This window comes from Microbacterium jejuense, from assembly GCF_019511665.1.
GTDB lineage: Bacteria > Actinomycetota > Actinomycetes > Actinomycetales > Microbacteriaceae > Microbacterium > Microbacterium jejuense_A.
In genome coordinates, this window is sequence record NZ_JAEUAW010000008.1 from 24,550 (window position 1) to 45,314 (window position 20,765).

Here is a 20,765-nt window from a genome sequence, read left to right on the forward strand (position 1 = left end):
GGGGTCCGGTGCTCGTCCACCGGGCCCCGCCGTCCGGCCGACCGCCCGACCGCACAGGAGCACCGTGCCCGCCCCCGATCCCGCACCCGTCAGACCGGCCCTCGGCATCCAGGGACCCGTCGTCGCATTCCACGATCCCTGGGCCGGCGACGCCTCGGACGCCGTGATGCGGACCGGGACCGGCATCCCGATCCCGTCGCAGGACCCGCCGCCCACACCGGCCCAGTTCGTCGCCGCGCTGGGCGACCTCGGCGCCGACTTCTATGTGCATCATGTGCTGCCGACGCACGAGGACCCCACGGCGATGGTGCGCGATCTCACCGCCGGCGGCATCGACGTCGTGCTCGGCAACGAGTACGGCAACATCAACGGCCCCTACGCCGAGGGCACCAATCGCTACGACGTCCCCGCCGACACCCTCCGCGCGGCCGCCGCCTCGGGGCGCCTCGTCGGCGTGCTGTACGACGAGCCCGAGCACCTGCAGATCCACGCCGACCAGTACCGCCGTGACGCGCACCTGCCCCACTTCGGTCAGACCGAAGGGCTCGGCGCCGATGAGGCGATCGCAGTGATCGACACCACCGTGCACGAGATCGTCGGCCGTGTCGACGCCGCGGTCGCCGGCGGTGGCGGCGCCCGCGTGCCGGTGCTCTCGGAGCAGGTCTTCCCGGTCATGTTCCATACGCTTGCGCGCGCGGGGATGACCCCCGCACCCAAGGTGATGAAGGAGTCGTTCCAGCCGCTGCAGCTCGGCACGGCGCTCGGCGCCGCCCGGCAGTACGACCGCGAACTGTGGATCTGCGCCGACCTGTGGGGTCCCGACATCGGGCCCTGGCTCACGCGGGCTCCCGGCTTCCCCGGCCACTCCCCCGCCGAGTTCGCGTCCGCGCTGCGTCTGGCCCACCTCTTCGCGCCGACGCGGCTGTTCGTCGAGAACATCGACGTCCTCGTGCGCCATCGCGGCGAGGGGCGCTTCGAGACCACGGAGCACGGGGAGGTGTGGCGCGAGTTCGTCACCGACTTCGTGCCGCGGCATCCCCTCCGCTGGTCGCACCGCGACGCGCGGGCCGACATCGCCCTCGTGCACGCCGACGACAGCGACTTCGGCCGCGGACAGCGGCCGTTCGGCAACCGGGCCGCCACCGCTCCCGAGACCTCGCGCAGCGTGTTCGCGGCGTGGCACGCGCTGAGCCACGGCCAGCTCCCCGCCACCGGCAGCTGCCTGCACATCCCGGGGTACGACTTCCCGCGGCACCGGCTGAACGCGATCCCCCGTTCGGAGTTCCCCCTCGCCGAGGGGGCGACCGAGCCGACGCGGCTGCACGGGCTGTTCCAGGCGACGCGGGGCGTCCTCGTGTTCGACGAGCACGTGCGGGCCGATCAGCTGACCGACGCGGGGCTCATCGTCGTCGCCGGCAGCCGCCTGCCCGCCGCCACCCTCGCCGCGCTGCGCACGCGCGCCGACGCGGGCGCCACGGTGCTCGTCGCTTCGTGGCTGTGCGACGCCGCGCACGCGCGCACCGAGCGCGTCGGCTCGGGCCGGTGGGTGGTCTACGGCTCCCTCGACGAGGCCGATGCCCTCGACGCCCTGTCGGCGCACCTCGGCCCGGCCGACGTGTGGACGCAGCGCTTCGGAGATCACGAGCTGCGCATCCGCCCGGCATCCCCCGGTGGCGAGACCCTCGATTTCGAGATCGCGGATGCCGCACCGCGGCCGCTCCGCTGAACCGGCGCGCAACGGATTCTCACTTGCAATTGGTCAACCGGTTTGACACACTGGTTCCCGCCCACCTCGATCACCGTCGATGAGCCAGGAGTCACTGTGGACCAGAACCAGACCATCGCCGCCGCGCCGGATGTCGCGCGCTCGGCGATCCGCAAGGTGTCGATTCGGCTCGTGCCGTTCGTCGCGCTGATGTTCTTCATCAACTACCTCGATCGCACGGCGATCGGCTTCGCCGCCCCCAACGGCATGAACGAGGATCTGGCGCTCTCCGCGGCTCAGTTCGGCTTCGCGTCGGGCGTCTTCTTCATCGGCTACATCCTGCTGGAGGTGCCCTCGAACCTGGCGCTGCACAAGTTCGGCGCCCGCCGATGGCTCTCGCGCATCATGGTCAGCTGGGGCATCGTCGCCCTGCTGTTCACGTGGGTGCAGAACTTCGAGCAGCTCGTCGTGCTGCGGTTCCTCCTCGGCGTCGCCGAGGCCGGCTTCTTCCCGGGCGCGATCCTGTTCCTGAGCCTGTGGGTTCCCGCGCAGTACCGCGGCCGCATCCTCATGCTCTTCTACCTGGCCCAGCCGCTCACCACCGTCATCGGCGCCCCGCTGGCCGGCTGGCTCATCCAGCAGCACGGCGCGCTCGGCCTCGAGGGCTGGCGGTTCATGTTCCTCGGCGTCGCGGTCCCCGCGATCATCGTCGGCGTCATCGCCTGGTTCTACCTCAAGGACCGCCCGGCCGACGCGAAGTGGCTCACCCGCGACGAGCAGGTGTGGCTGACCGACGCACTCGACCGCGAGAAGACGGCGACCCAGAAGAAGGAGCAGGGCCACGTCTCGGCGAAGTTCGCGTTCAAGAGCGGCCGGGTCTGGGTGCTCTCGTTCATCTACTTCGGCTTCATCTACGGCCTGTACGCGCTGGCGTTCTTCCTGCCGACGATCATCGAGGGCTTCCAGGCCCAGACCGGGCAGACCTTCGACACGCTGCAGAAGGGGCTCATCACCGCGATCCCCTACCTCCCGGCCGCGGTCGTCATGTACTTCTGGTCGCGCAGCGCGTCCAAGCGCGGGCTGAAGACGTGGCACATCGCCGGGCCCGCGATCGCCGGAGCCGTCAGCATCCCGCTCGCCCTCTTCGCCGGCTCGCCCGCCGCCACCATCGCGGTCATCACGGTCACGGCGTGTGCGATCTTCGCCGCGCTGCCGAACTTCTGGACGCTTCCCACGCGCTTCCTCACGGGTGCCGCTGCGGCCGCCGGCGTCGCGCTCATCAACACGATCGGCAACCTCGCCGGCTTCTCGGCCCCGTTCATCACGGGCGCTGTGCACGACTGGACCGGCGGCTACGAGGTGCCGATGTTCATCGTCGGCTTCGTCATGCTCGTCTCGGCGGTGCTCATGGTGCTGCTGGCGCGCAGCAACCGCATCAACCCCGTCGTCGTCGACGACGCGGACGGACCCGACGCCGACGCCGTCCTCGCCGCACCGGCCGACACCGTGGACGGCGACGCACGATGACGCGGCTGTGGAACGACCCCGCGGACTTCGCGGACGAGATGATCGACGGCTTCGTCGCGGCCAACGAGCGGTACGTGCGGCGGGTGCCGGGCGGCGTGGTCCGCTCGACGGCCTCGCCGGCGGGCCAGGTCGCGGTCGTCGTGGGCGGCGGGTCGGGCCACTACCCCGCGTTCGGCGGGCTCGTCGGCCCCGGGCTCGCGCACGGCGCAGCCATGGGCAATCTGTTCGCCTCGCCGTCGACGCAGCAGGTCGTCTCGGTGGCGAAGGCCGCCGACAACGGCGGCGGCGTGTTCTTCTCGTACGGCAACTACGCCGGTGACGTCCTCAACTTCGATGCCGCCCAGGAGCGCCTGCGCGCCGAGGGCATCGCGTGCGAGACCGTCACCGTGACCGACGACGTCGTCAGCGCGACACCCGACGAGAGGCACAAGCGCCGTGGCATCGCCGGCGATCTGACGGTGTTCCGCATCGCCGCGGCGGCTGCCGAAGCCGGCGCGGACCTCGCCGAGGTGACCCGCCTCGCGCGCCTCGCGAACGAGCGCACGCGCTCGTTCGGCGTCGCCTTCACCGGCTGCACGCTGCCCGGCGCCGAGCAGCCGCTGTTCACCGTGCCCGAGGGCCGCATGGCGGTCGGGCTCGGCATCCACGGCGAGCCCGGCGTCGACGAGACCGCCATCCCGACGGCCGACGGCCTGGCGGAGCTGCTCGTCGAGAGGCTGCTGGCCGAGGTGCCCGACGGGGTCGACGCGGTCCGGGGGGCCCGCGTCGTCCCGATCCTCAACGGCCTGGGCTCGCTCAAGTACGAGGAGATGTTCGTCGTCTACCGGCGCATCGCCCGACTGCTGGCCGACGCCGGCATCGAGGTGGTCGACCCGCACGTCGGCGAGTACTGCACGAGCTTCGACATGGCCGGCACGTCGCTCACCCTGTTCTGGCTCGACGAGTCGCTCGAGGCGCTGTGGCAGGCTCCCGTCGACACGCCCGCGTACCGGCGGGGCTCGGTGACACCACGGGAGCGAGTGGATGCCGTCGCCGCGGCCGCGGGCGGCTCGGACGCGGTCGGGCCCGCGGACGAGGCATCCCGAGCCGTCGCCGGCACCGTGCTCGCCGCGGTCCGGACGATCGCCGAGACCGTCGACGCCCACGTGGACGAGCTGGGCCGCATCGACGCCATCGCCGGCGACGGCGACCACGGCATCGGCATGCAGCGCGGCTCGCACGCCGCCCTCGCCGCGGCGACCGCGGCGGTCGATGCCGGTGCGGGCGCGCGCACGACCCTCGAGCGCGCGGCCGACGCGTGGTCCGACAAGGCGGGCGGCACCTCCGGCGCGCTGTGGGGCGTGATCCTCACCTCGATCGCGGCACGGCTCGGCGACGAGGGCGCACCCGAGGCCGCCGCCGTCGCGGCGGGAGTGGCCGCCGGGTCGCAGGGCGTCATGGACTACGGCAAGGCCGCGGTCGGCGACAAGACCCTCGTCGACGCGCTCGTGCCGTTCGCGGCCACGCTGTCGCAGGGCATCGACGGCGGTGCCGGGCTCGTCGACGCCTGGCGCGCGGCGGCGGCCGTCGCGACCTCCGCCGCCGAGGCCACCGCCGAGCTGCTCCCCCGGATGGGCCGCGCCCGCACGCACGGGCAGAACAGCGTGGGGACGCCCGACCCGGGCGCGATCTCGCTCGCACTCATCGCCACCGCCGTGGGCGAGACGCTCGCCGGCCTGGCGACCTCGAACGACGACAAGGAGAACGCATATGTCGACTGACAACGCGCAGCCGCTGCGCATCGTGATCGGCGCCGACGACGCCGGCTTCGATTACAAAGAGATCCTCAAGAAGGACCTGGAGCAGAACCCCGGAGTCGTGTCGGTGGTCGACGTGGGCGTGGACGCCGACGGCCACACCCCGTACCCGAAGGTCGCCATCGAGGCGGCGCAGCGCGTCGCCGCGGGCGACGCGGACCGTGCCCTGCTGATCTGCGGCACGGGCCTCGGCGTCGCCATCGCGGCGAACAAGGTGCCCGGCATCCGCGCCGTGACCGCGCACGACTCGTTCTCGGTCGAACGCGGCGTCCTGTCCAACAACGCCCAGGTGCTCACGATGGGCCAGCGCGTCGTCGGCATCGAGCTCGCCCGCCGTCTCGTGCGCGAGTGGCTCACCTACCGCTTCGACACCACGTCGGCGTCGGCCGACAAGGTCGCCGTCATCGACGAGTTCGAGACCACGGGCAGCTGCTGATGACGCAGGTCACCGTCGGGGTGAGCCTGAAGACGTACTTCGGGCATGAGCAGGCGCGCACGTGGTTCGCCGAGGTCGCGCAGCGCGCCGCCACACACCCCGCGGTGACGTCCGGAGAAGTGCGGCTGTTCGTCATCCCGACCTACCTGCAGATCCCCGCCGCCCTCGACACGTTCTCGGCCACCCCGGTCGTCGTCGGTGCACAGGACGTGTCTGAGTACGAGCCGGGCGCCTACACCGGCGAGGTCACTGCCGCCGAGCTCGCTGAGCTGGGCGTGGCGGTCGCCGAGATCGGGCACGCGGAGCGCCGCCGGCTGTTCGGCGAGACCGACGAGGTCACCGCCCGCAAGGCGGCGACCGCCCTCGCCCACGGCATCACACCGGTGCTGTGCATCGGCGAGACCTCCAGAACCGACGCGGTGGATGCCGCCACCGCGACCGTCGCGCAGCTCGCGGCCGACCTGACCGGCGCCCCGTCCGGGCCCGTCATCGTCGCGTACGAGCCGGTGTGGGCCATCGGGGCGCCCGAGCCCGCACCGGTGGAGCACATCGCGACCGTCACCCGCGCGCTCCGCGCCGCGGTGGAGGCCGACCCCGCCCGCACGGGCAGCGTCGTCATCTACGGCGGCTCGGCCGGACCCGGCCTGCTCACGCGCCTGGGCGATGACGTGGACGGCCTCTTCCTCGGCCGCTTCGCGCACGACCCGTCGGCGCTGGACGCGGTGCTGGACGAGGCGGCGGCGCTGGCCGCCGCCCGCGGCGAGGTGCGCGCATGATCGGGCTGGGCACCTACGCCTTCTTCTGGCAGCACTCCGACCAGGTGCCGCAGCCGCTGTCGCTCGTCGGCGCGTTCGAGGCCACGAAGGGCCTCGACGTCGACCTCTTCCAGATCTGCGACTACGCGCCGCTGGAGGGGATGGACGACCACGAGCTCGCCGACGCCGCCGCGGCCGCCCGCGACCTCGGACTCACGATCGAGCTCGGCACGAAGGGCGTCGAGCCCGACCGGCTCTCGCGCTATCTCGACCTCGCCGGGCGCTTCGACGCGCGCCTCGTGCGCAGCATGCTGTACTCCGCCGAGAACCGGCCGACGCTCACCCAGGCCGAGGAGTGGCTGCGCGCCGCGCTGCCGGCGTACGAGGCATCCGGGATCGATCTCGCCCTCGAGACCTACGAGCAGGTGGCGACCGCCGACCTCGTCGGGCTGATCGACCGGATCGGCAGCCCGCGACTGGGCGTCTGCCTCGACCCCGCCAACGTCGTCGCGAGGCTCGAACGGCCGCGCGACTGCGTCGAGCTCTCGGCGCCGCTGGTCAAGAACGTGCACGTGAAGGACTTCGCCTTCGCCCGGCAGCCCGGCTGGGTGGGCTTCACCTACGGCGGTGCGCCCATGGGCGAGGGCCTGCACGACTACCCGCACCTGCTCCAGACCGTCCGTCCACGCGAGCGCGGCATCAACGAGGTCGTGGAGCACTGGCTGTCGTGGCAGGGCGACGCCGAGACCACCATCCGGACCGAGCGGGAATGGACCCGCACCACCATCGAGTACCTGAGGAGCAACTCATGAGCACCACCGCTGAGAACACCAGCACCGACACCTTCAAGATCGCCGTCGTTGGCGCGGGCGGCAAGATGGGCATGCGCGTGTCGAACAACCTCGTGAAGACCGACCACCAGGTCGCGTACGTCGAGAACTCGCCCGCCGGCCGCGAGCGCACGATCGAAGCGGGTCGTGAACTGACGGATGCCGCCACCGCCGTCGCGGACGCCGACATCGTCGTGCTGGCCGTGCCGGACCTCGCGCTGCAGTCGGTCACCGCCGAACTGGTTCCGCAGCTGAAGTCGGGCGCGATCGTGCTGACGCTCGACCCCGCCGCGGCCTACGCCGGCCTGCTCACCACGCGCGAGGACGTCGTGCAGGCCGTCGCACACCCGTGCCACCCGTCGATCTTCCTGCAGCGCCAGACGCCCGAGGAGTGGGCCGACACCTTCGGCGGCATCGCGGCGCCGCAGGACGCCATCGCCGCCGTCGAGTCCGACGACCCGGCCACGAAGGCGATCGTCGAGGCGACCGTCCGCGCGATCTACGCGCCCGTCATCGACGTGCACTGGGTGACCGTCAAGCAGCTCGCGCAGCTCGAGCCGACCCTCGTCGAGACCGTCGCCTGCATGATCGGCGCGCTGCTGAACGAGGCCCTGAACGAGACCGTGAACACCATGGGCGTTCCCGAGGCAGCGGCGCGCAGCATCCTCTACGGTCACACGCAGGTGGCGCTCGCCAACGGCCTGCGCGGCGACAACCCGTTCTCGGACGCGTGCCTCATCGCCATGGACTACGGCCGCGAGTCGATCATCAAGGACGACTGGAAGAAGATCTTCCGCGACGACGAGCTCGACAAGAACCTGGCGCGGATGCTGCACCTCGACCACATCGAGCGCTGACGAGCGAGCGCAGCCGGAGAGGAGAGAGCATGGGACAGCTCGAGGGCAAGACCGCGCTCGTGACGGGCGCGGCGCTGGGCATCGGCCTGGCCGTCGCGACGCGGTTCGCGCGTGAGGGTGCGCGCGTCATCCTCGCCGATCGCAACGGCGACGGCGCGGCGGCTGCGGCCGCGGCGATCGGCGAGAACGCCCGCGCGGTGACGATGGACATCTCCGACGAGGATGCCGTCGTCGCGGCCTTCGCCGAGGTCGAGGCCGCGGGCTGGGCGCCGGACGTCGTAGTGGCAAACGCCGGCGTGCAGCTGTTCGGTCAGGATGCTCGCGCGGCCGAACTCGACCTCGACGTGTGGCGCCGCACGATCGACATCAACCTGACCGGGACGTTCTTGACGGTCAAGCACGCGGTGCGCGCGATGCTGCCGCGCGGCGGCGGGTCGATCATCCTGACGGGCAGCCCGACGGGCGTCAACGGCGAGGGCAGGGACTTCACCGCGTACAGCGCGTCGAAGGCCGGCATCCACGGTCTGGCACGCACAGTGGCCGCGGCGTATGCCGATCGCGGCATCCGCGTCAACACCGTGCAGCCCGCGTACACCGAGACGCCGCTCGTCGCCGCGATCAGCGAGGATCCACAGTCGCGCGCCGCCATCATCGGCCGCATCCCGCTCGGCCGCGCCGGCACGCCCGACGATGTCGCGGGCATCATGGTCTACCTCGCGAGCGATGACGGCGCGTTCGCCACGGGTGCGCTGTTCCAGGTGGACGGCGGCATGACCTCGCTCTGACCCGCTGGCCCCGCCGGAGCACCCCGCTCCCCTGTCACGAACCGCGGTCGAGCGACGCGCATCGCGACAGGGGAGCACTCGAACAGCAAGGATGGAGCGCATGACCGACGCGTGGCACGCCGACGAGGCACGAGTCTGGCGGAGCGGACCGTGGTCGCTGGAGCTGCGCGGCGACGAGCTGGCGGACCTCGCGTACGAGGGCCGCGTCGTGCTGCGGTCGGTGCGCGCGGTCGTGCGCGATCGCAACTGGGACACGGCCGGCATCGTCGTCGACCGGGTCGACACGTCCGACCTGGCGGTGACGCTGCACGTCCGCTCCACGGGTCTCGGCAGCGACCTGCGCGGGGTGGTGCGTGCCGAGGTGCGGGGCGACCGGCTGCGCGTGCTCACCGATCTGGAGTCGGCGACGGAGTTCCCCACCAATCGCACCGGCCTCGTCGTGCTGCACCCGCCGACCCTCGCCGGGTCGCCGCTGCGGGTGACGCACCCGGACGGCCGGGTCGAGGCATCCACTTTTCCGGCGCGGATCAGTCCCCACCAGCCGGCGTTCGACATCGCCGGCCTCGCATGGTCGCACGACGGCCTCGACGTCGCGGTGCGCTTCGAGGGCGACGTCTTCGAGATGGAGGACCAGCGCAATTGGACGGATGCCTCGTACAAGACGTACAGCCGTCCGCTCGGGCTGCCGTTCCCGTACCGCCTCACCGCCGGTGAGCGCGTCCGGCAGTCCATCGACGTCGAGGTGTCGGGCACGCCCCTCGCGTCCGACGCGGATCCGGTGGCCCGCATCCGGCTCGTCGAGGGCGCCCCGCTGCCCGCGATCGCCGTCTCGGCGTCGACGGCGCCCGATCCCGCACCCGATGCGCCCGCCGCGACGGCGACGGCCGTGCTGGTCGAGCTCGACCTCGCGATGCGCAACTGGCGCGCGGCGCTCGCCCGAGCGGCGGCAGCCGGGACGCCGCTCGACGTGCGCTTCGTGCTGTCGGATGAGGATCCGTCGACGATCCACGAGGGCGCCGAGGCTCTGCGGGGCCTGCCGGTCGCGCGCGTCACCGCGTTCTGGCCCACGGGGCCCGCGCGGCATGTGTCGGATCTCGACGCGATCGCCCTGCTGCGCGAGGCTCTCGTCGACGCGGGTGTGCAGACGTCGGTGGTGGGCGGCGCGCGCTCGCACTTCACCGAGCTCAACCGCGAGCACCACCGTCTGCCGCGCGGCCTCGACGGCATCGTGTTCAGCAGCACGCCGCTGTTCCACAGTCTCGGCACCGCTCAGCTGGTGGAGTCGCTGCCGATCCAGCGCCTCGTCGCCTCGCAGGCTGTCGAGATCGCCGGGGGGCTGCGTGTGCATGTCGGACCGATCTCGCTGCGCCCTCACTTCAACGACGTCGCGACGACCGCGCCCCCGATGCCCGCGCACGACGACCTGCGCGACGGCTACGGATCCGCGCTCACGGATGCGGCCGACCCGCGACAGTCCGCGCCCGAGCTCGCGGCGTGGACCGTCGCGAGCGCCGCGGCGTTCGCGGTGCCGGGCGTCGCGACCCTGGCGTACTTCGAGGAGTGGGGTCCACGCGGCCTGCGCACCGCCGACGGCACCGCGAGGCCCCTGCTCGACGCCGTGACGGCTCTGGCCGCGCTCGCGGGGGAACCCGGGCTGCGCGGCGACTCGCCCGACGGCCTCGTGTGGGCGCTGGGCGCCCGGACCGACGAGGGCGACGTCGTGCTCGTCGCCAACCTCGACCGCCGCACGCGCACGGTCGAGGTCGAGCTGCCCGGCGGCGGGACCCGTCACGCCGAGGTGCGACCGGGGACGTTCACCCGCGTCTGACTCCCCGGCCCACCGACGGCGGCTTCGCGCGGCTCAGCCGCCGATCCGCGTGATGCGCAGCGCGACGGCCGCCCCCTCGGGCAGCGCGACGGGCTCCGACACGCGGTCGTACGCGTCGTTGCGCTGCACCTCGGTCACCGTGAAGCGGCGCCCGACGGGAGTGACGGTCATGTTCCACGTGTCGATCACGTCGACCTCGAACACGTCGCCCTCCTCCACCCGCTCGCCGGGCACCCCGATCGGCAGGCGGAAGCTCCACGACGTCGGGGCGGAACGCCCGAGGTACTGCACGTACTGACGGCGAGGGATGCCGGCCACGTGCGCCGGGTCGTCCCACTTGTCGATCGGGTCGAGGCCGACGACGTCGAGGCCCTCGAGGATCTCGCGCAGGAATCCGAGCCGCGCGGGCGAGTCGCCGCGCAGCGGTCCGCCCTCGACCATGTGCAGACTGCCGGACTCGGTCACGAAGCTCTCGCCGTGCGACGCGTAGCAGCCCGCCACCGTCGCGATCCAGAACTGGTGCACGAGCTGCTCGGCGTCGAGGTGCCCCCAGCGCTCGGGGATGTCGCCCTCGTACTTGATCTCGTCGAGCACGACCGGCTTGCCCCATACGTCGCGGTACAGGTTCGCGCGGCCGAAGTCGGTCGTGACCGAGCCGTTCTGGATCGACGCGTGCGTCACCCACGGCTGGTTGTTGTCGTACAGCTCGATCCAGTTGTGGATCGAGCGCAGGTGGTCGTACGGGTCGATCTCGCCCAGCAGCGCGCCGGTGCGGTCCCAGCGGTCGTCCGGGCGCTCCAGCTGGTCGAACTCGTTGCACAGCGACCACCACACGTGCGGGTGGGCGGCCAGTCGGGCGACGAGGTAGCGCAGGTAGGCGGCATCCTCTTCTTCGGTCAGCTCGTCGAGCCCGAACTGGCCGCGGTCGTACGCGTTGTAGATGAGCACGTCGGCCTGGATGCCGCGTTCGCCCAGCAGCTCGACGGCACGGTCCAGGCGCTGGAAGAACTCCGGCACGGGCCGGGTGACATCCCACCGTCCGTCGGTCTTCTCGAACGGCATGAGTGTCGGCACATGCTCGACGTAACCGCCGCCCTGCGGGAAGACCATGAAGCGGAGCTTGTTGAAACCGGCCTCGGCGATCGCGTCGACGGTCTGCGTGAAGAGCGGCTCGTCCTGGTGCAGCCAGTTGTAGGCGGTCGCGCCGACGGGGCGGAACGGCGTGCCGTCGGCGTGCGCGAAGTGGAAGCGGTGCGCGACCCGCACCGGACCGTGGTCCGCGCCGCGCTCCACCGTGAAGGCGCCGTCGCGTCCCGCGAGCGACGGGTCGTCGCTCTCGCTCGCCCACGTCCAGTCCCCCTCGAGCTCGGGGGCGAGTCGCACACGGTAGGTCGTGCCGCCGTCCCAGAATCCCGGCACGACGTGTTCGGTCCGGGATGCCGCGTGCCGCAGCCGCACCGTCAACGGCGTCCGATCGGTGGGGATGGCGGCGGTGCCCTCGAAGGTCAGCTCGATCGGGCGGTACAGCTCGGGGGAAGACACGGGATTCTCCTTCGATGTCGTGTCGGTCGGGTGGGACTCAGGGGCGGCGGGAGCTCTCGCGCACGATCAGCTCGGGCGCGAAGACCCGCTGCCGTGCGGCGAGCTCGCCGGCCGGGCGCGGCCAGTGCTCGATGGCCTCGAACAGCAGGTCGACGGCGGTCGCACCGAAGTCCTCGTGACGCGCGCGCACGCTCGTCAGCGGGATGAGCGACGCCTCGGCGAACTCGTTGTCGTCGTAGCCGACGAGCGCGACCTCGTGCGGCACGCGCACACCGCCCGCCACCAGGGCCTGCAGCAGACCGAGCGCGAGCACGTCGTTCGCGGCGAAGACGCCGTCCGGCCGTTCGGCGGCCGGACGAGCGGCGAGGGCGGCGCCGACCGCGCGTCCGGCGGCGATGGAGCGCTCCGCCACCTCGATCACCTCGAGCACGTGCGGACCCGGGGCAGCGTCCAGCGCGGCGCGCGCACCGGCGAGCCGGTCGGCCACCTGCTGCACGGGCAGCGGGCCACCGACGAACGCGAGGCGGCGGCATCCCCCCGCCACCAGGTGCTCGGCCGCCTGACGGCCGCCCGAGACGTCGTCGATCGACACCGAGGGCTGGCCCTCGTCGCACGCGCGACGACCCACGAGCACCGACGGCGTGCCGCGCTCGCGCATGGCGGCCAGGCGGTCCTCGATCGGGGCGAACGACGACACCAGGAGTCCGCGCACCTGGCGCTGCTCGAAGGCCTCGAGATACGCGTCCTCGCGGTCGCGATCGCCGTGCGAGTGCGCGAAGAAGACGGTCATGCCGAGGCGCTCGGCGCGGTACTCGACCTCCTGCGCGATCTCGCTGAAGTGGGGATTGCTGACGTCGGGCGACAGATAGCCGATGAGGCTGCTGACCCCCAGGCGCAGCTGGCGGCCCGCGATGCTCGGCACGAAGCCGAGCTCGTCGATCGCGTGGGCGATGCGGGCGGCCCGTTCGGCCGAGACGCGGTCGGGATGGTTGAGGTACGCCGACACCGTGCCGACGGCGACCCCGGCCCGCGCGGCGACCTGGCGGATCCCCGGCCGCTGGCCGCCCTGCCCGCCCTGACGCGCCACGTCAGCGCCAGTCGTGCTCGGCGACGAATCCGAGCCGTTCGCGGATGCGACGAGTGGACATGAGCGACTCGAACTCGCCGAGGTCGTCGGCCACCGGCGTGCCCGGGAACCAGCGCTCGGCGAGCTCGCGCGACGGCGCGGCGCAGCCCGAGTCGGGCGCGGCCACGTTGTAGACCTCGAACCCCGGCGCAGCGTGCGCGAGAGCCAGCGAGACGGCCAGCGCGCCGTCGCGGGCATCGACCCAGGAGCCCACGAGGTCGCGGCGGTAGTCGGACTCGCCGGCCCGCTCGAACGTGCCGTACTCGTCGGCGGCGACGACGTTCGTGAACCGCAGCGCCGTGATCGACGTGTCGGGGGCCCAGTGCACGAGCTGTGCGGCGATGGCCTCCTCGGCGACCTTGCCGAGCCCATAGGTGTTGTTCGCGCTCGTGTACGTCTCGTCGACCGGAAGCGCGGGCGGTGCCTGATCGAACGGGAACCCCATCGCGGTGATGCTCGAGGCGAGCACGATCGTCCGGATCCCGGCGCGGTGCGCGGCGAAGAGCGCGTTGAACGACACCGTTACGTTGTTGTGGAACGTGGCCGCATCGGGCACCAGCCCGTTCACCGGGATCGCGGCGAGGTGCACGAGCGCGTCCAGGCCGTCGTGCCGGGCGGTGACTGACAGGAAGGCGTCGAGCGTCTGCCCGAAGTCCGTCAGGTCGACGCGCGTGAAACCGGGGCCGGGGGTGCCGGTCAGGTCGAAGCCCGAGACCGTGTTGCCCTCTGCGCGCAGCCGCTCGACCGTCGCGCGCCCGAGTTTGCCGCCGCTGCCCGTGACGCCGATCCGCATGCCGTACCTCCCTGTGCGAGCTGGGCTCCCCTGACTTGAAACGTTTCGTTCGGGATGCCACACTCACTGTACACCGAAACCGAAACGTTTCATTCCCTGCTCCCCTGTCACGACCTGCGCCGGTCGGCCGCGGATTGCGACAGGGGAGCGAACTTGCAGAGAGGACCTCGATGTCCGTCATCGTCGACGCACCCCGCATCGAACACCACCGCGAGCCGCTGGGCATCGGCGAGCGCGCACCCCGCCTGTCGTGGCGCATCTCCGCCGCGCCCGAGGGCTGGCGCCAGACCGCGTACCGCGTCGAGCTCGAGCAGCACGGCGCGACCGCCGCGCACGAGGTCGACAGCCCTCAGCAGGTGCTGGTCGCCTGGCCCGGCGAGCCGCTCCGGTCGCGCGAGCGCGTCGCCGTGCGCATCGCGGTGCGCGGCGCGGACGGGCAGTGGTCGGCGGCATCCCCCACCACCACGCTCGAGGCGGGACTGCTCGAGCCGTCCGACTGGGGCGCCCGGCCCATCGGCGCGTTCCGCAACGAGAACCCGCACTCCGACGAGCGGCGGCCCTCGCTCGTGCGTCGCGGCTTCGACGTCCGCGACGGTCTCGTCCGCGCGCGGCTGTACGCCACAGCCCACGGCGTCTACGAGGCCGAGCTCAACGGGCAGCGCGTCGGCGACGACACCCTCTCGCCCGGGTGGACGGTGTACGGACAGCGCCTGCGGTACTACACCTACGACGTGACGGAGCTGCTGCAGCCCGGCGCCAACGCGATCGGGGCGTGGCTCGGCGACGGCTGGTACCGCGGGCGCCTGGGGTGGCGCGGCGGCTTCCGCAACGTGTACGGCTACGACCAGTCGTTCCTCGGCCAACTGGAGCTCACCTATGCCGACGGCACGCGCGAGGTCGTCGCGACCGACCTGGACTGGCGGTCGGCGCCGAGCCCCATCCTCCACAGCGGCCTGTACGACGGCGAGGACTACGACGCCCGCGAAGAGCAGCCGGGCTGGTCCACGGCGGCGTTCGACGACTCGGCGTGGGAAGACGTGTCGGAGCGCCACCGCGATCCCGCCACGCTCGTGGCGCCGACCGCTCCCCCGGTGCGCGCGACGCAGGAGGTGCGTCCCGTCGCGGTGCTCACCGGCCCCAGCGGCTCGCGCATCCTGGACTTCGGGCAGAACCTCGTGGGCCGCGTGCGGATCCGGGTCAGCGGACCCGCCGGTGCGACCGTGACCCTGCGCACGGCCGAGGTCATGCAGGAGGGCGAGATCTACACGCGCCCGCTGCGCGCCGCGCGCTCGACCGACAACTACACGCTCGCCGGGCGCGATGTCGAGGAGTGGGAGCCGCGGTTCACCTTCCACGGCTTCCGGTACGTCGAGGTGGCGGGCTGGCCCGGCGACCTCGACGCGGACGCCGCCGCCGGCGCGCTGGTCGCCAGGGTCTATCACACCGACCTCGAGCGCACCGGGTGGTTCGAGTCGTCGGACGCCGCGCTCAACCGGCTGCACGAGAACGTGGTCTGGGGCATGCGCGGCAACTTCGTCGACATCCCGACCGACTGCCCGCAGCGCGACGAGCGCATCGGCTGGACCGGCGACATCCAGGTGTTCGGCCCCACCGCGTCGACGCTGTTCGACGTCTCGGGCATGCTGTCGGGCTGGCTGCGCGACGTCGCGATCGAACAGCTGCCCGACGGCACGGTGCCCTGGTACGTGCCGGTCATCCCCGCCGTCGACAAGTGGACGCCGCTGCGGCCCGGCGCCGCGTGGGGCGACGTGGCGACGCTGCTGCCCTGGACGCTGTACGAGCGCTTCGGCGACACCGGCGTGCTCCAGTCACAGTTCGACAGCGCCCGCCGCTGGGTCGACCTGCTCGAGCGCCGCTCGGGACCGTCGCGCCTGTGGAACACCGGCTTCCAGCTGGGCGACTGGCTCGACCCCGCCGCGCCGCCGAACGACCCCGCCGACGCCCTGACCGACCGGTACCTCGTCGCGACGGCGTACTTCGCGAAGTCGGCGCGGACGGTCGCGCGCATGGCCGAGGTGCTCGGCCTCGCCGACGAACAGCAGCACTACGACCGCCTCGCCGACGAGGTGGCGGCGGCCTTCGTCGCCGAGTACGTCCACCCCGACGGCACGATGACCAGCGACGCGCAGACGGCGTACGCCCTCGGCCTGCAGTTCGACCTCATCACCGACCCCGAGATGAGGGATGCCGCCGCCGCACGCCTCTCGCAGCTCGTGCATGAGGCGGGCAACCGCATCGCCACGGGGTTCGTCGGGACGCCGCTGGTGTCGGACGCACTGAGCTCGGGCGGACACGTCGACACCGCGTACGACCTGATCCTCGAGCGCGAGTGCCCCTCGTGGCTCTACCAGGTCGAGCAGGGCGCGACGACGGTGTGGGAGCGCTGGGACTCGCTGCTGCCCGACGGCACCGTCAACCCGGGCCAGATGACGTCGTTCAACCACTACGCCCTCGGCGCCGTGGCCGACTGGATGCACCGCGTCATCGCCGGCCTCGCCCCCGACGCGCCCGGCTATCGCCGCATCCGGTTCGCACCGCGCCCCGGCGGCGGTCTCACGTCCGCCTCGGCGCGCCAGCTCACGGCGTACGGCGAAGCCGCGATCTCGTGGCGCATCGAGGACGGGCGGCTTCACGTCCAGGCGACGGTCCCGGTCGGCGCCGAGGCCGTGCTCGATCTGCCCGGGACGGACGAAGAGACCCTGGCACCCGGCATCCACTCCCGCTCGGTCCTCTGGAGTTGACCGCACTGCCGGCTGCCTCAGCTCACTTGCGCTGAACGTACGCGGTCGCGGCGGTTCGCCGTACGTTCAGCGCAAGTGAGCACCGCCGATCGGACCGAAGACACCGGAATGCTGGCGCCGCGCGCGGAGAGTGAATATCCTTTCGTTAGCGAATCCGAATACACCCTGTTCGGATCGCCGCGATCGGAGACACCGTGCCACTCACGCCGTACACCCGCCCCGCGGACGGACAGGTGCGCCTGCTCACGAAGGTCGCTCGCATGTACCACGAGCGGGGCGTGCGGCAGGCCGACATCGCGACCGCGCTCAATATCTCACAGGCGAAGGTGTCGCGTCTGCTGAAGCGAGCCGAAACCGTCGGAATCGTCCGCACGATCGTCACCGTCGCACCCGGCGTGTACGCCGAGCTCGAAGAGCAGCTCGAAGACAGATACGGCCTCGCCGAGGCGGTCGTCGTCGACGTCGATCCCGACGCGGACGAGCGAGAGCTGCTCGCCTCGCTCGGCGCCGGCGCCGCGGCGTACCTCGAAGCCACGCTCTCGGGCAGCGACCGCATCGGCGTCTCGTCGTGGAGCCAGACGATCCTCGCGATGGTCGACCGCATGCGGCCGTTCACGGTGCGCGGAGCGACCGAGGTCGTTCAACTGCTCGGCGGCATCGGGGCGCCGGAAGCGCAGAGCCACTCCAACCGCATCCTCGGCGAGCTCGCCCGCACGCTCGGCGCCGACCCTGTCTACGTGCAGGCTCCCGGCGTCGTCGCGGACTCCGCCATCCGCGACAGCCTGCTCTCGGACCCGTCGATGCAGGAGGTCACCCGGCACTGGAACGAGCTCACGATGGCCATCATGGGCATCGGCAGCATCGAACCCTCGGACGTGCTGGCCACCAGCGGCAACGCGTTCACCGACGACGAGCGCCGCTCGCTGCTCGAGCAGGGGGCGGTGGGCGACATCTGCCACCGCATCTTCCGCGCCGACGGGTCTCTCGTGCGCGGCGCGCTCGACGACCGCATCATCGCCATCACCGTCGAGAACCTCCTGCGCATCCCGCGCCGCGTCGGCATCGCCGGCGGCGAACGCAAGCTCGAGGCCATCCACGGCGCCCTCGCGGGCGACTGGGTCACGACCCTCGTCACCGATCTGCGCTCGGCCGAAGCCCTCGCCGAGCGCTGACCGCGGGGCGCGGCGCGCGCACGATCCCGTGCACCACGCTTCGTCTCGCTGGCGCTCGCTCAGCGACCGGAACCGAGCTCCGCGCGAAGCCCCGATCGCTGAGCGCGCGAGCCGACGGCAGACCCGCCCCCCGGTCGTTGAGCGAGGGAGGAACGACCCAGACGAAACGCCCCGAGGCACGGACAGCCCGGGGCGGGCTCCGCGAGCGCCCAGGCGCTTCGTCTTCGCGCGCCAGAGCGCGCTCCGCTCAACGAGCGCACCCGCCGATCATTGAGCGAGCGACGAAGGTACGAGACGAAACGCCCCGAGCCTCCGTCGAGTCCGAACTCAGCGCGCGGCCAGGGATTCCGCCAGGCGCTCGACACCGAGCCGCGGGCTCGTGAGCACCGGCACGTCGACCGACGCGGCCTCGGCGGCGGAGGCCATCGATGCCTGGGCCAGCACGATCACGTCCGCCTCGGCCGCGCCGCGCTCGATCGCGGCGGCGACCAGGCGGTCGTGCGTGGCACGGTCGCCTCCGGCCACGGCGGCGAAGGCACCCTCGATGACCTCGCTCGTCACCTCCGGCTCGACGCCCGCGAGCGCCGCACGCTCCTGCAGCAGTCCCAGGGTGGGACGGCACGTCGTGGGCAGCGTCGCGAGGACGCGGATGCGGCTTCCGGCTCGGACGGCGGCATCCGCCATCGCCTCGTCGACGCGCAGCACGGGCACACCCGCAGCCGCGGCGGCAGGGGCCGCCAGCTCCGAGATGGACGAGCACGTGAAGAGGACGGCATCCGCTCCCCCTGCCGCGGCGGCGCGCACGAGGTCGTCGATCCGCTCGGGGACGGAGGCCGCGCGCTCGTCGTCGCCGAGGTCGGCCACGATGCGGTCATCGAGGTAGTTCACGACCGTCGCGCCCGGGATCAGCTCTGTTGCGAGCGCCCCGAAGGGGGCGATGTTGACGGCACCGGTGTGCAGGAACGCGATGCGGGGAGCGGCCTGTGTCATGGACCCAGCCTTTCAGCTTCTCAGCCCTTGAGGGCGCCGCCGGCCATGCCGGCCATGATCTTCTTGTTGAGCGTCAGGAAGACGATGAGCAGCACGACGATGTTGATGCTGACGGCCGCGAACAGCGGGCCGTACTGCGTCGAGCCGTACTCGTCGCTGAGGCTCAGCAGGCCCACCTGGATCGTCGCGAGTTCGGGACGCGTCGTGAACGTCAGCGCGATGAGCAGGTCGTTCCACACGCTGAAGAACTGCACGAGGCCGACGGTGAGGATCGCGTTCTTCATCATCGGGATGCCGATCACGAAGAACGAACGGAGCGGCCCCGAGCCGTCGACCGTCGCCGCCTCGAAGATCTCGCGCGGCACCGAGCGGAAGTACGTCGCCATGAGGAAGGTCGTCAGCGGCAGCCCCATCACGGTGTACGTGATGATGAGCGGCAGCAGCGTGTCGGTGATGCCCATCCGGAAGTACACGATGAACAGCGGCACGAGGATCATCTGGCCGGGCACCATGATGCCGGCGAGCACGTAGAGCAGGACGCCGTTGCGGCCCTTCCAGATCATCACCTCGAGCGCGTACCCGGCCGCGACGCCGATGAACACGATCAGCAGCACCGACGGGATGGTCACGATGATGCTGTTGAGGTAGTTCAGCGCCACGTTGCCGTTGGTGAGCGCGGCGATGTAGTTGTCGAAGTTCCAGGTCTCGGGCAGCGACAGGGCGGGGTTCGACAGGAACTCGGACTGCGTCTTGAACGAGCCGAGCACCATCCACACCTGCGGATACAGCACCACGACCATGAGGATCGCGACCACGATCCACACGGGCACACGCCGCAGCAGGCGCTTCGCGGTGCGCCGGCCCTTGCTGGGGGCGGGCTTGCGCCGGGTCGGGACCGCGACCGTGGCCGGAGCATCCAATGTCGTCGTCATGTCAGACCTCCGCCTTGCGCCGCGACGACCGGAAGATCGCGAGCGTGAACACCAGGCACAGCAGCGTCAGCACCAGTGCGATCGTCGAGCCGTAGCCGTACTCCGCGTACTCGAACGCGGTGCGGTACATGTACAGGGTGAGCGGGGCGGTCGAGGTGCCCGGACCACCGCCGTTGAGGGCCAGCAGGCTGTCGAAGACCTTCAGCGTCGAATTGAGGCTGAAGATGATCGACGACAGCAGGATGGGCAGCGACAGCGGCACGATGATGTGCCGCACGAGCTTCAGGCCGTTCGCGCCGTCGAGACGGGCGGACTCGATGACCTCCTCGGGGATGTCGAGCAGGCCCGCGTACAGCAGCACGGCGTAGAAGCCCATGGAGCCCCACAGCGTCATGACGATCGCGGTGGTCATGGTGCCCGCGGTCGAGGCGAGCACCTCGACGCTCTCGCCGCCGAAGAAGTTGATGATGTCGTTGACGGGACCCTGGTTCTGGCCGACCGCCACGAAGCTCTTGAAGAGGAGCGCGACCGCCACGGTGGGCAGGATCGCGGGGAAGAAGACGATCGTGCGCACGAACGACGAGCCCCTGCGCAGCACGAAGACGTACAGCAGCGCGAGGCCGTAGCCGAGTGCCACCTGGCCGATCGTGGCCACGATCGCGAAGAAGATGCTGACCCACATCGACTGCAGCGCGGCGCCGTCGGTGAAGAAGGTCGTGAAGTTCTGGAAGCCGACCCACTCGAAGCCGCGCAGGGTGTTGCCCTCGAAGAACGAGAGCCCGAACGACCACGCCACCGGCACGATCTTGAGCAGGGTGTACAGCAGGAGCGCAGGCGCCAGCAGGATGAAGATCGTCTTGCGATCTCCGAAGATCGAGTTCATCGGGCGGATGCCTCTCCCGGGTGTTTCTGGAGTGTGCCGGCCTCCT

The 20,765-nt window shown here is 71.6% G+C and carries 17 protein-coding genes; 11 read left to right on the forward strand and 6 right to left on the reverse strand.

Annotated elements, in window-relative coordinates:
* The first annotated feature begins 64 nt into the window (after positions 1 to 64).
* The 9 genes from JNB62_RS11610 (at position 65) to JNB62_RS11650 (ending at position 10,519) form a co-directional block, all read left to right on the forward strand.
* Positions 65 to 1,726, forward strand: coding sequence for a hypothetical protein (locus JNB62_RS11610; protein ID WP_220301048.1), 1,662 nt, complete (start codon positions 65 to 67; stop codon positions 1,724 to 1,726).
* Positions 1,727 to 1,822: 96 nt separating this feature from the next.
* Entirely contained in the window at positions 1,823 to 3,232 is a 1,410-nt protein-coding gene (locus tag JNB62_RS11615) for an MFS transporter (protein ID WP_308291789.1), read from the forward strand.
* On the forward strand, positions 3,229 to 4,992 hold the full coding sequence (locus JNB62_RS11620; protein WP_220301049.1) for a dihydroxyacetone kinase family protein: 1,764 nt from the start codon (positions 3,229 to 3,231) through the stop codon (positions 4,990 to 4,992). The genes JNB62_RS11615 and JNB62_RS11620 overlap by 4 nt, the downstream gene beginning before the upstream one ends.
* Positions 4,982 to 5,464: a ribose-5-phosphate isomerase gene (locus JNB62_RS11625; protein WP_220301050.1), complete on the forward strand. Its 483-nt coding sequence runs from the start codon at positions 4,982 to 4,984 to the stop codon at positions 5,462 to 5,464. Before JNB62_RS11620 ends, JNB62_RS11625 begins: the two co-directional genes overlap by 11 nt.
* Complete coding sequence (locus JNB62_RS11630; protein ID WP_220301051.1) at positions 5,464 to 6,240, forward strand: triose-phosphate isomerase family protein; 777 nt, start codon at positions 5,464 to 5,466, stop codon at positions 6,238 to 6,240. Before JNB62_RS11625 ends, JNB62_RS11630 begins: the two co-directional genes overlap by 1 nt.
* The gene (locus JNB62_RS11635) at positions 6,237 to 7,031 is read left to right on the forward strand and encodes a sugar phosphate isomerase/epimerase family protein (RefSeq protein ID WP_220301052.1); all 795 of its coding nucleotides are present in this window, start codon (positions 6,237 to 6,239) and stop codon (positions 7,029 to 7,031) included. Before JNB62_RS11630 ends, JNB62_RS11635 begins: the two co-directional genes overlap by 4 nt.
* Positions 7,028 to 7,906 carry a phosphogluconate dehydrogenase C-terminal domain-containing protein gene (locus tag JNB62_RS11640; protein WP_220301053.1) on the forward strand — a complete coding sequence of 293 codons (879 nt, stop codon included), beginning with the start codon at positions 7,028 to 7,030 and terminating at the stop codon, positions 7,904 to 7,906. The genes JNB62_RS11635 and JNB62_RS11640 overlap by 4 nt, the downstream gene beginning before the upstream one ends.
* 29 nt (positions 7,907 to 7,935) lie before the next feature.
* The gene (locus tag JNB62_RS11645) at positions 7,936 to 8,691 is read left to right on the forward strand and encodes an SDR family NAD(P)-dependent oxidoreductase (RefSeq protein ID WP_220301054.1); all 756 of its coding nucleotides are present in this window, start codon (positions 7,936 to 7,938) and stop codon (positions 8,689 to 8,691) included.
* A gap of 100 nt (positions 8,692 to 8,791) precedes the next feature.
* The gene (locus tag JNB62_RS11650) at positions 8,792 to 10,519 is read left to right on the forward strand and encodes a hypothetical protein (protein ID WP_220301055.1); all 1,728 of its coding nucleotides are present in this window, start codon (positions 8,792 to 8,794) and stop codon (positions 10,517 to 10,519) included.
* 33 nt (positions 10,520 to 10,552) lie between these two features.
* On the opposite strand, the gene JNB62_RS11655 is transcribed toward JNB62_RS11650, so the two are convergent.
* The 3 genes from JNB62_RS11655 to JNB62_RS11665 are packed head-to-tail and all read right to left on the reverse strand — an operon-like array spanning position 10,553 to position 13,980.
* Positions 10,553 to 12,061, reverse strand: a complete 1,509-nt coding sequence (locus JNB62_RS11655; RefSeq protein ID WP_220301056.1) for an apiosidase-like domain-containing protein — start codon at positions 12,059 to 12,061, stop codon at positions 10,553 to 10,555.
* Between the two features lie 37 nt (positions 12,062 to 12,098).
* Positions 12,099 to 13,148 (reverse strand): LacI family DNA-binding transcriptional regulator, encoded by a 1,050-nt coding sequence (locus JNB62_RS11660; protein WP_308291790.1) that lies wholly within the window; start codon positions 13,146 to 13,148, stop codon positions 12,099 to 12,101.
* Between the two features lies 1 nt (position 13,149).
* Entirely contained in the window at positions 13,150 to 13,980 is an 831-nt protein-coding gene (locus tag JNB62_RS11665) for an NAD-dependent epimerase/dehydratase family protein (RefSeq protein WP_220301057.1), read from the reverse strand.
* A 170-nt stretch (positions 13,981 to 14,150) separates the two neighbouring features.
* On the opposite strand from JNB62_RS11665, the gene JNB62_RS11670 reads away from it, so the two are divergent.
* Both JNB62_RS11670 and JNB62_RS11675 read left to right on the forward strand, forming a co-directional pair.
* Entirely contained in the window at positions 14,151 to 16,742 is a 2,592-nt protein-coding gene (locus JNB62_RS11670; protein ID WP_220301058.1) for a glycoside hydrolase family 78 protein, read from the forward strand.
* A 194-nt stretch (positions 16,743 to 16,936) separates the two neighbouring features.
* The gene (locus JNB62_RS11675; protein WP_220301059.1) at positions 16,937 to 17,914 is read left to right on the forward strand and encodes a sugar-binding transcriptional regulator; all 978 of its coding nucleotides are present in this window, start codon (positions 16,937 to 16,939) and stop codon (positions 17,912 to 17,914) included.
* A 327-nt stretch (positions 17,915 to 18,241) separates the two neighbouring features.
* Here JNB62_RS11675 and JNB62_RS11680 read toward each other — a convergent pair whose 3' ends face one another.
* Genes JNB62_RS11680 through JNB62_RS11690 form a run of 3 tightly spaced genes read right to left on the reverse strand, consistent with a single transcriptional unit; the run spans position 18,242 to position 20,719 of the window.
* Complete coding sequence (locus JNB62_RS11680; protein ID WP_220301060.1) at positions 18,242 to 18,904, reverse strand: aspartate/glutamate racemase family protein; 663 nt, start codon at positions 18,902 to 18,904, stop codon at positions 18,242 to 18,244.
* Positions 18,905 to 18,924: 20 nt separating this feature from the next.
* A complete protein-coding gene (locus tag JNB62_RS11685) occupies positions 18,925 to 19,836 on the reverse strand; it encodes a carbohydrate ABC transporter permease (RefSeq protein WP_220301061.1) in 912 nt (303 codons plus the stop codon).
* Between the two features lies 1 nt (position 19,837).
* A complete protein-coding gene (locus tag JNB62_RS11690; protein WP_220301062.1) occupies positions 19,838 to 20,719 on the reverse strand; it encodes a carbohydrate ABC transporter permease in 882 nt (293 codons plus the stop codon).
* Positions 20,720 to 20,765: the final 46 nt, after the last annotated feature.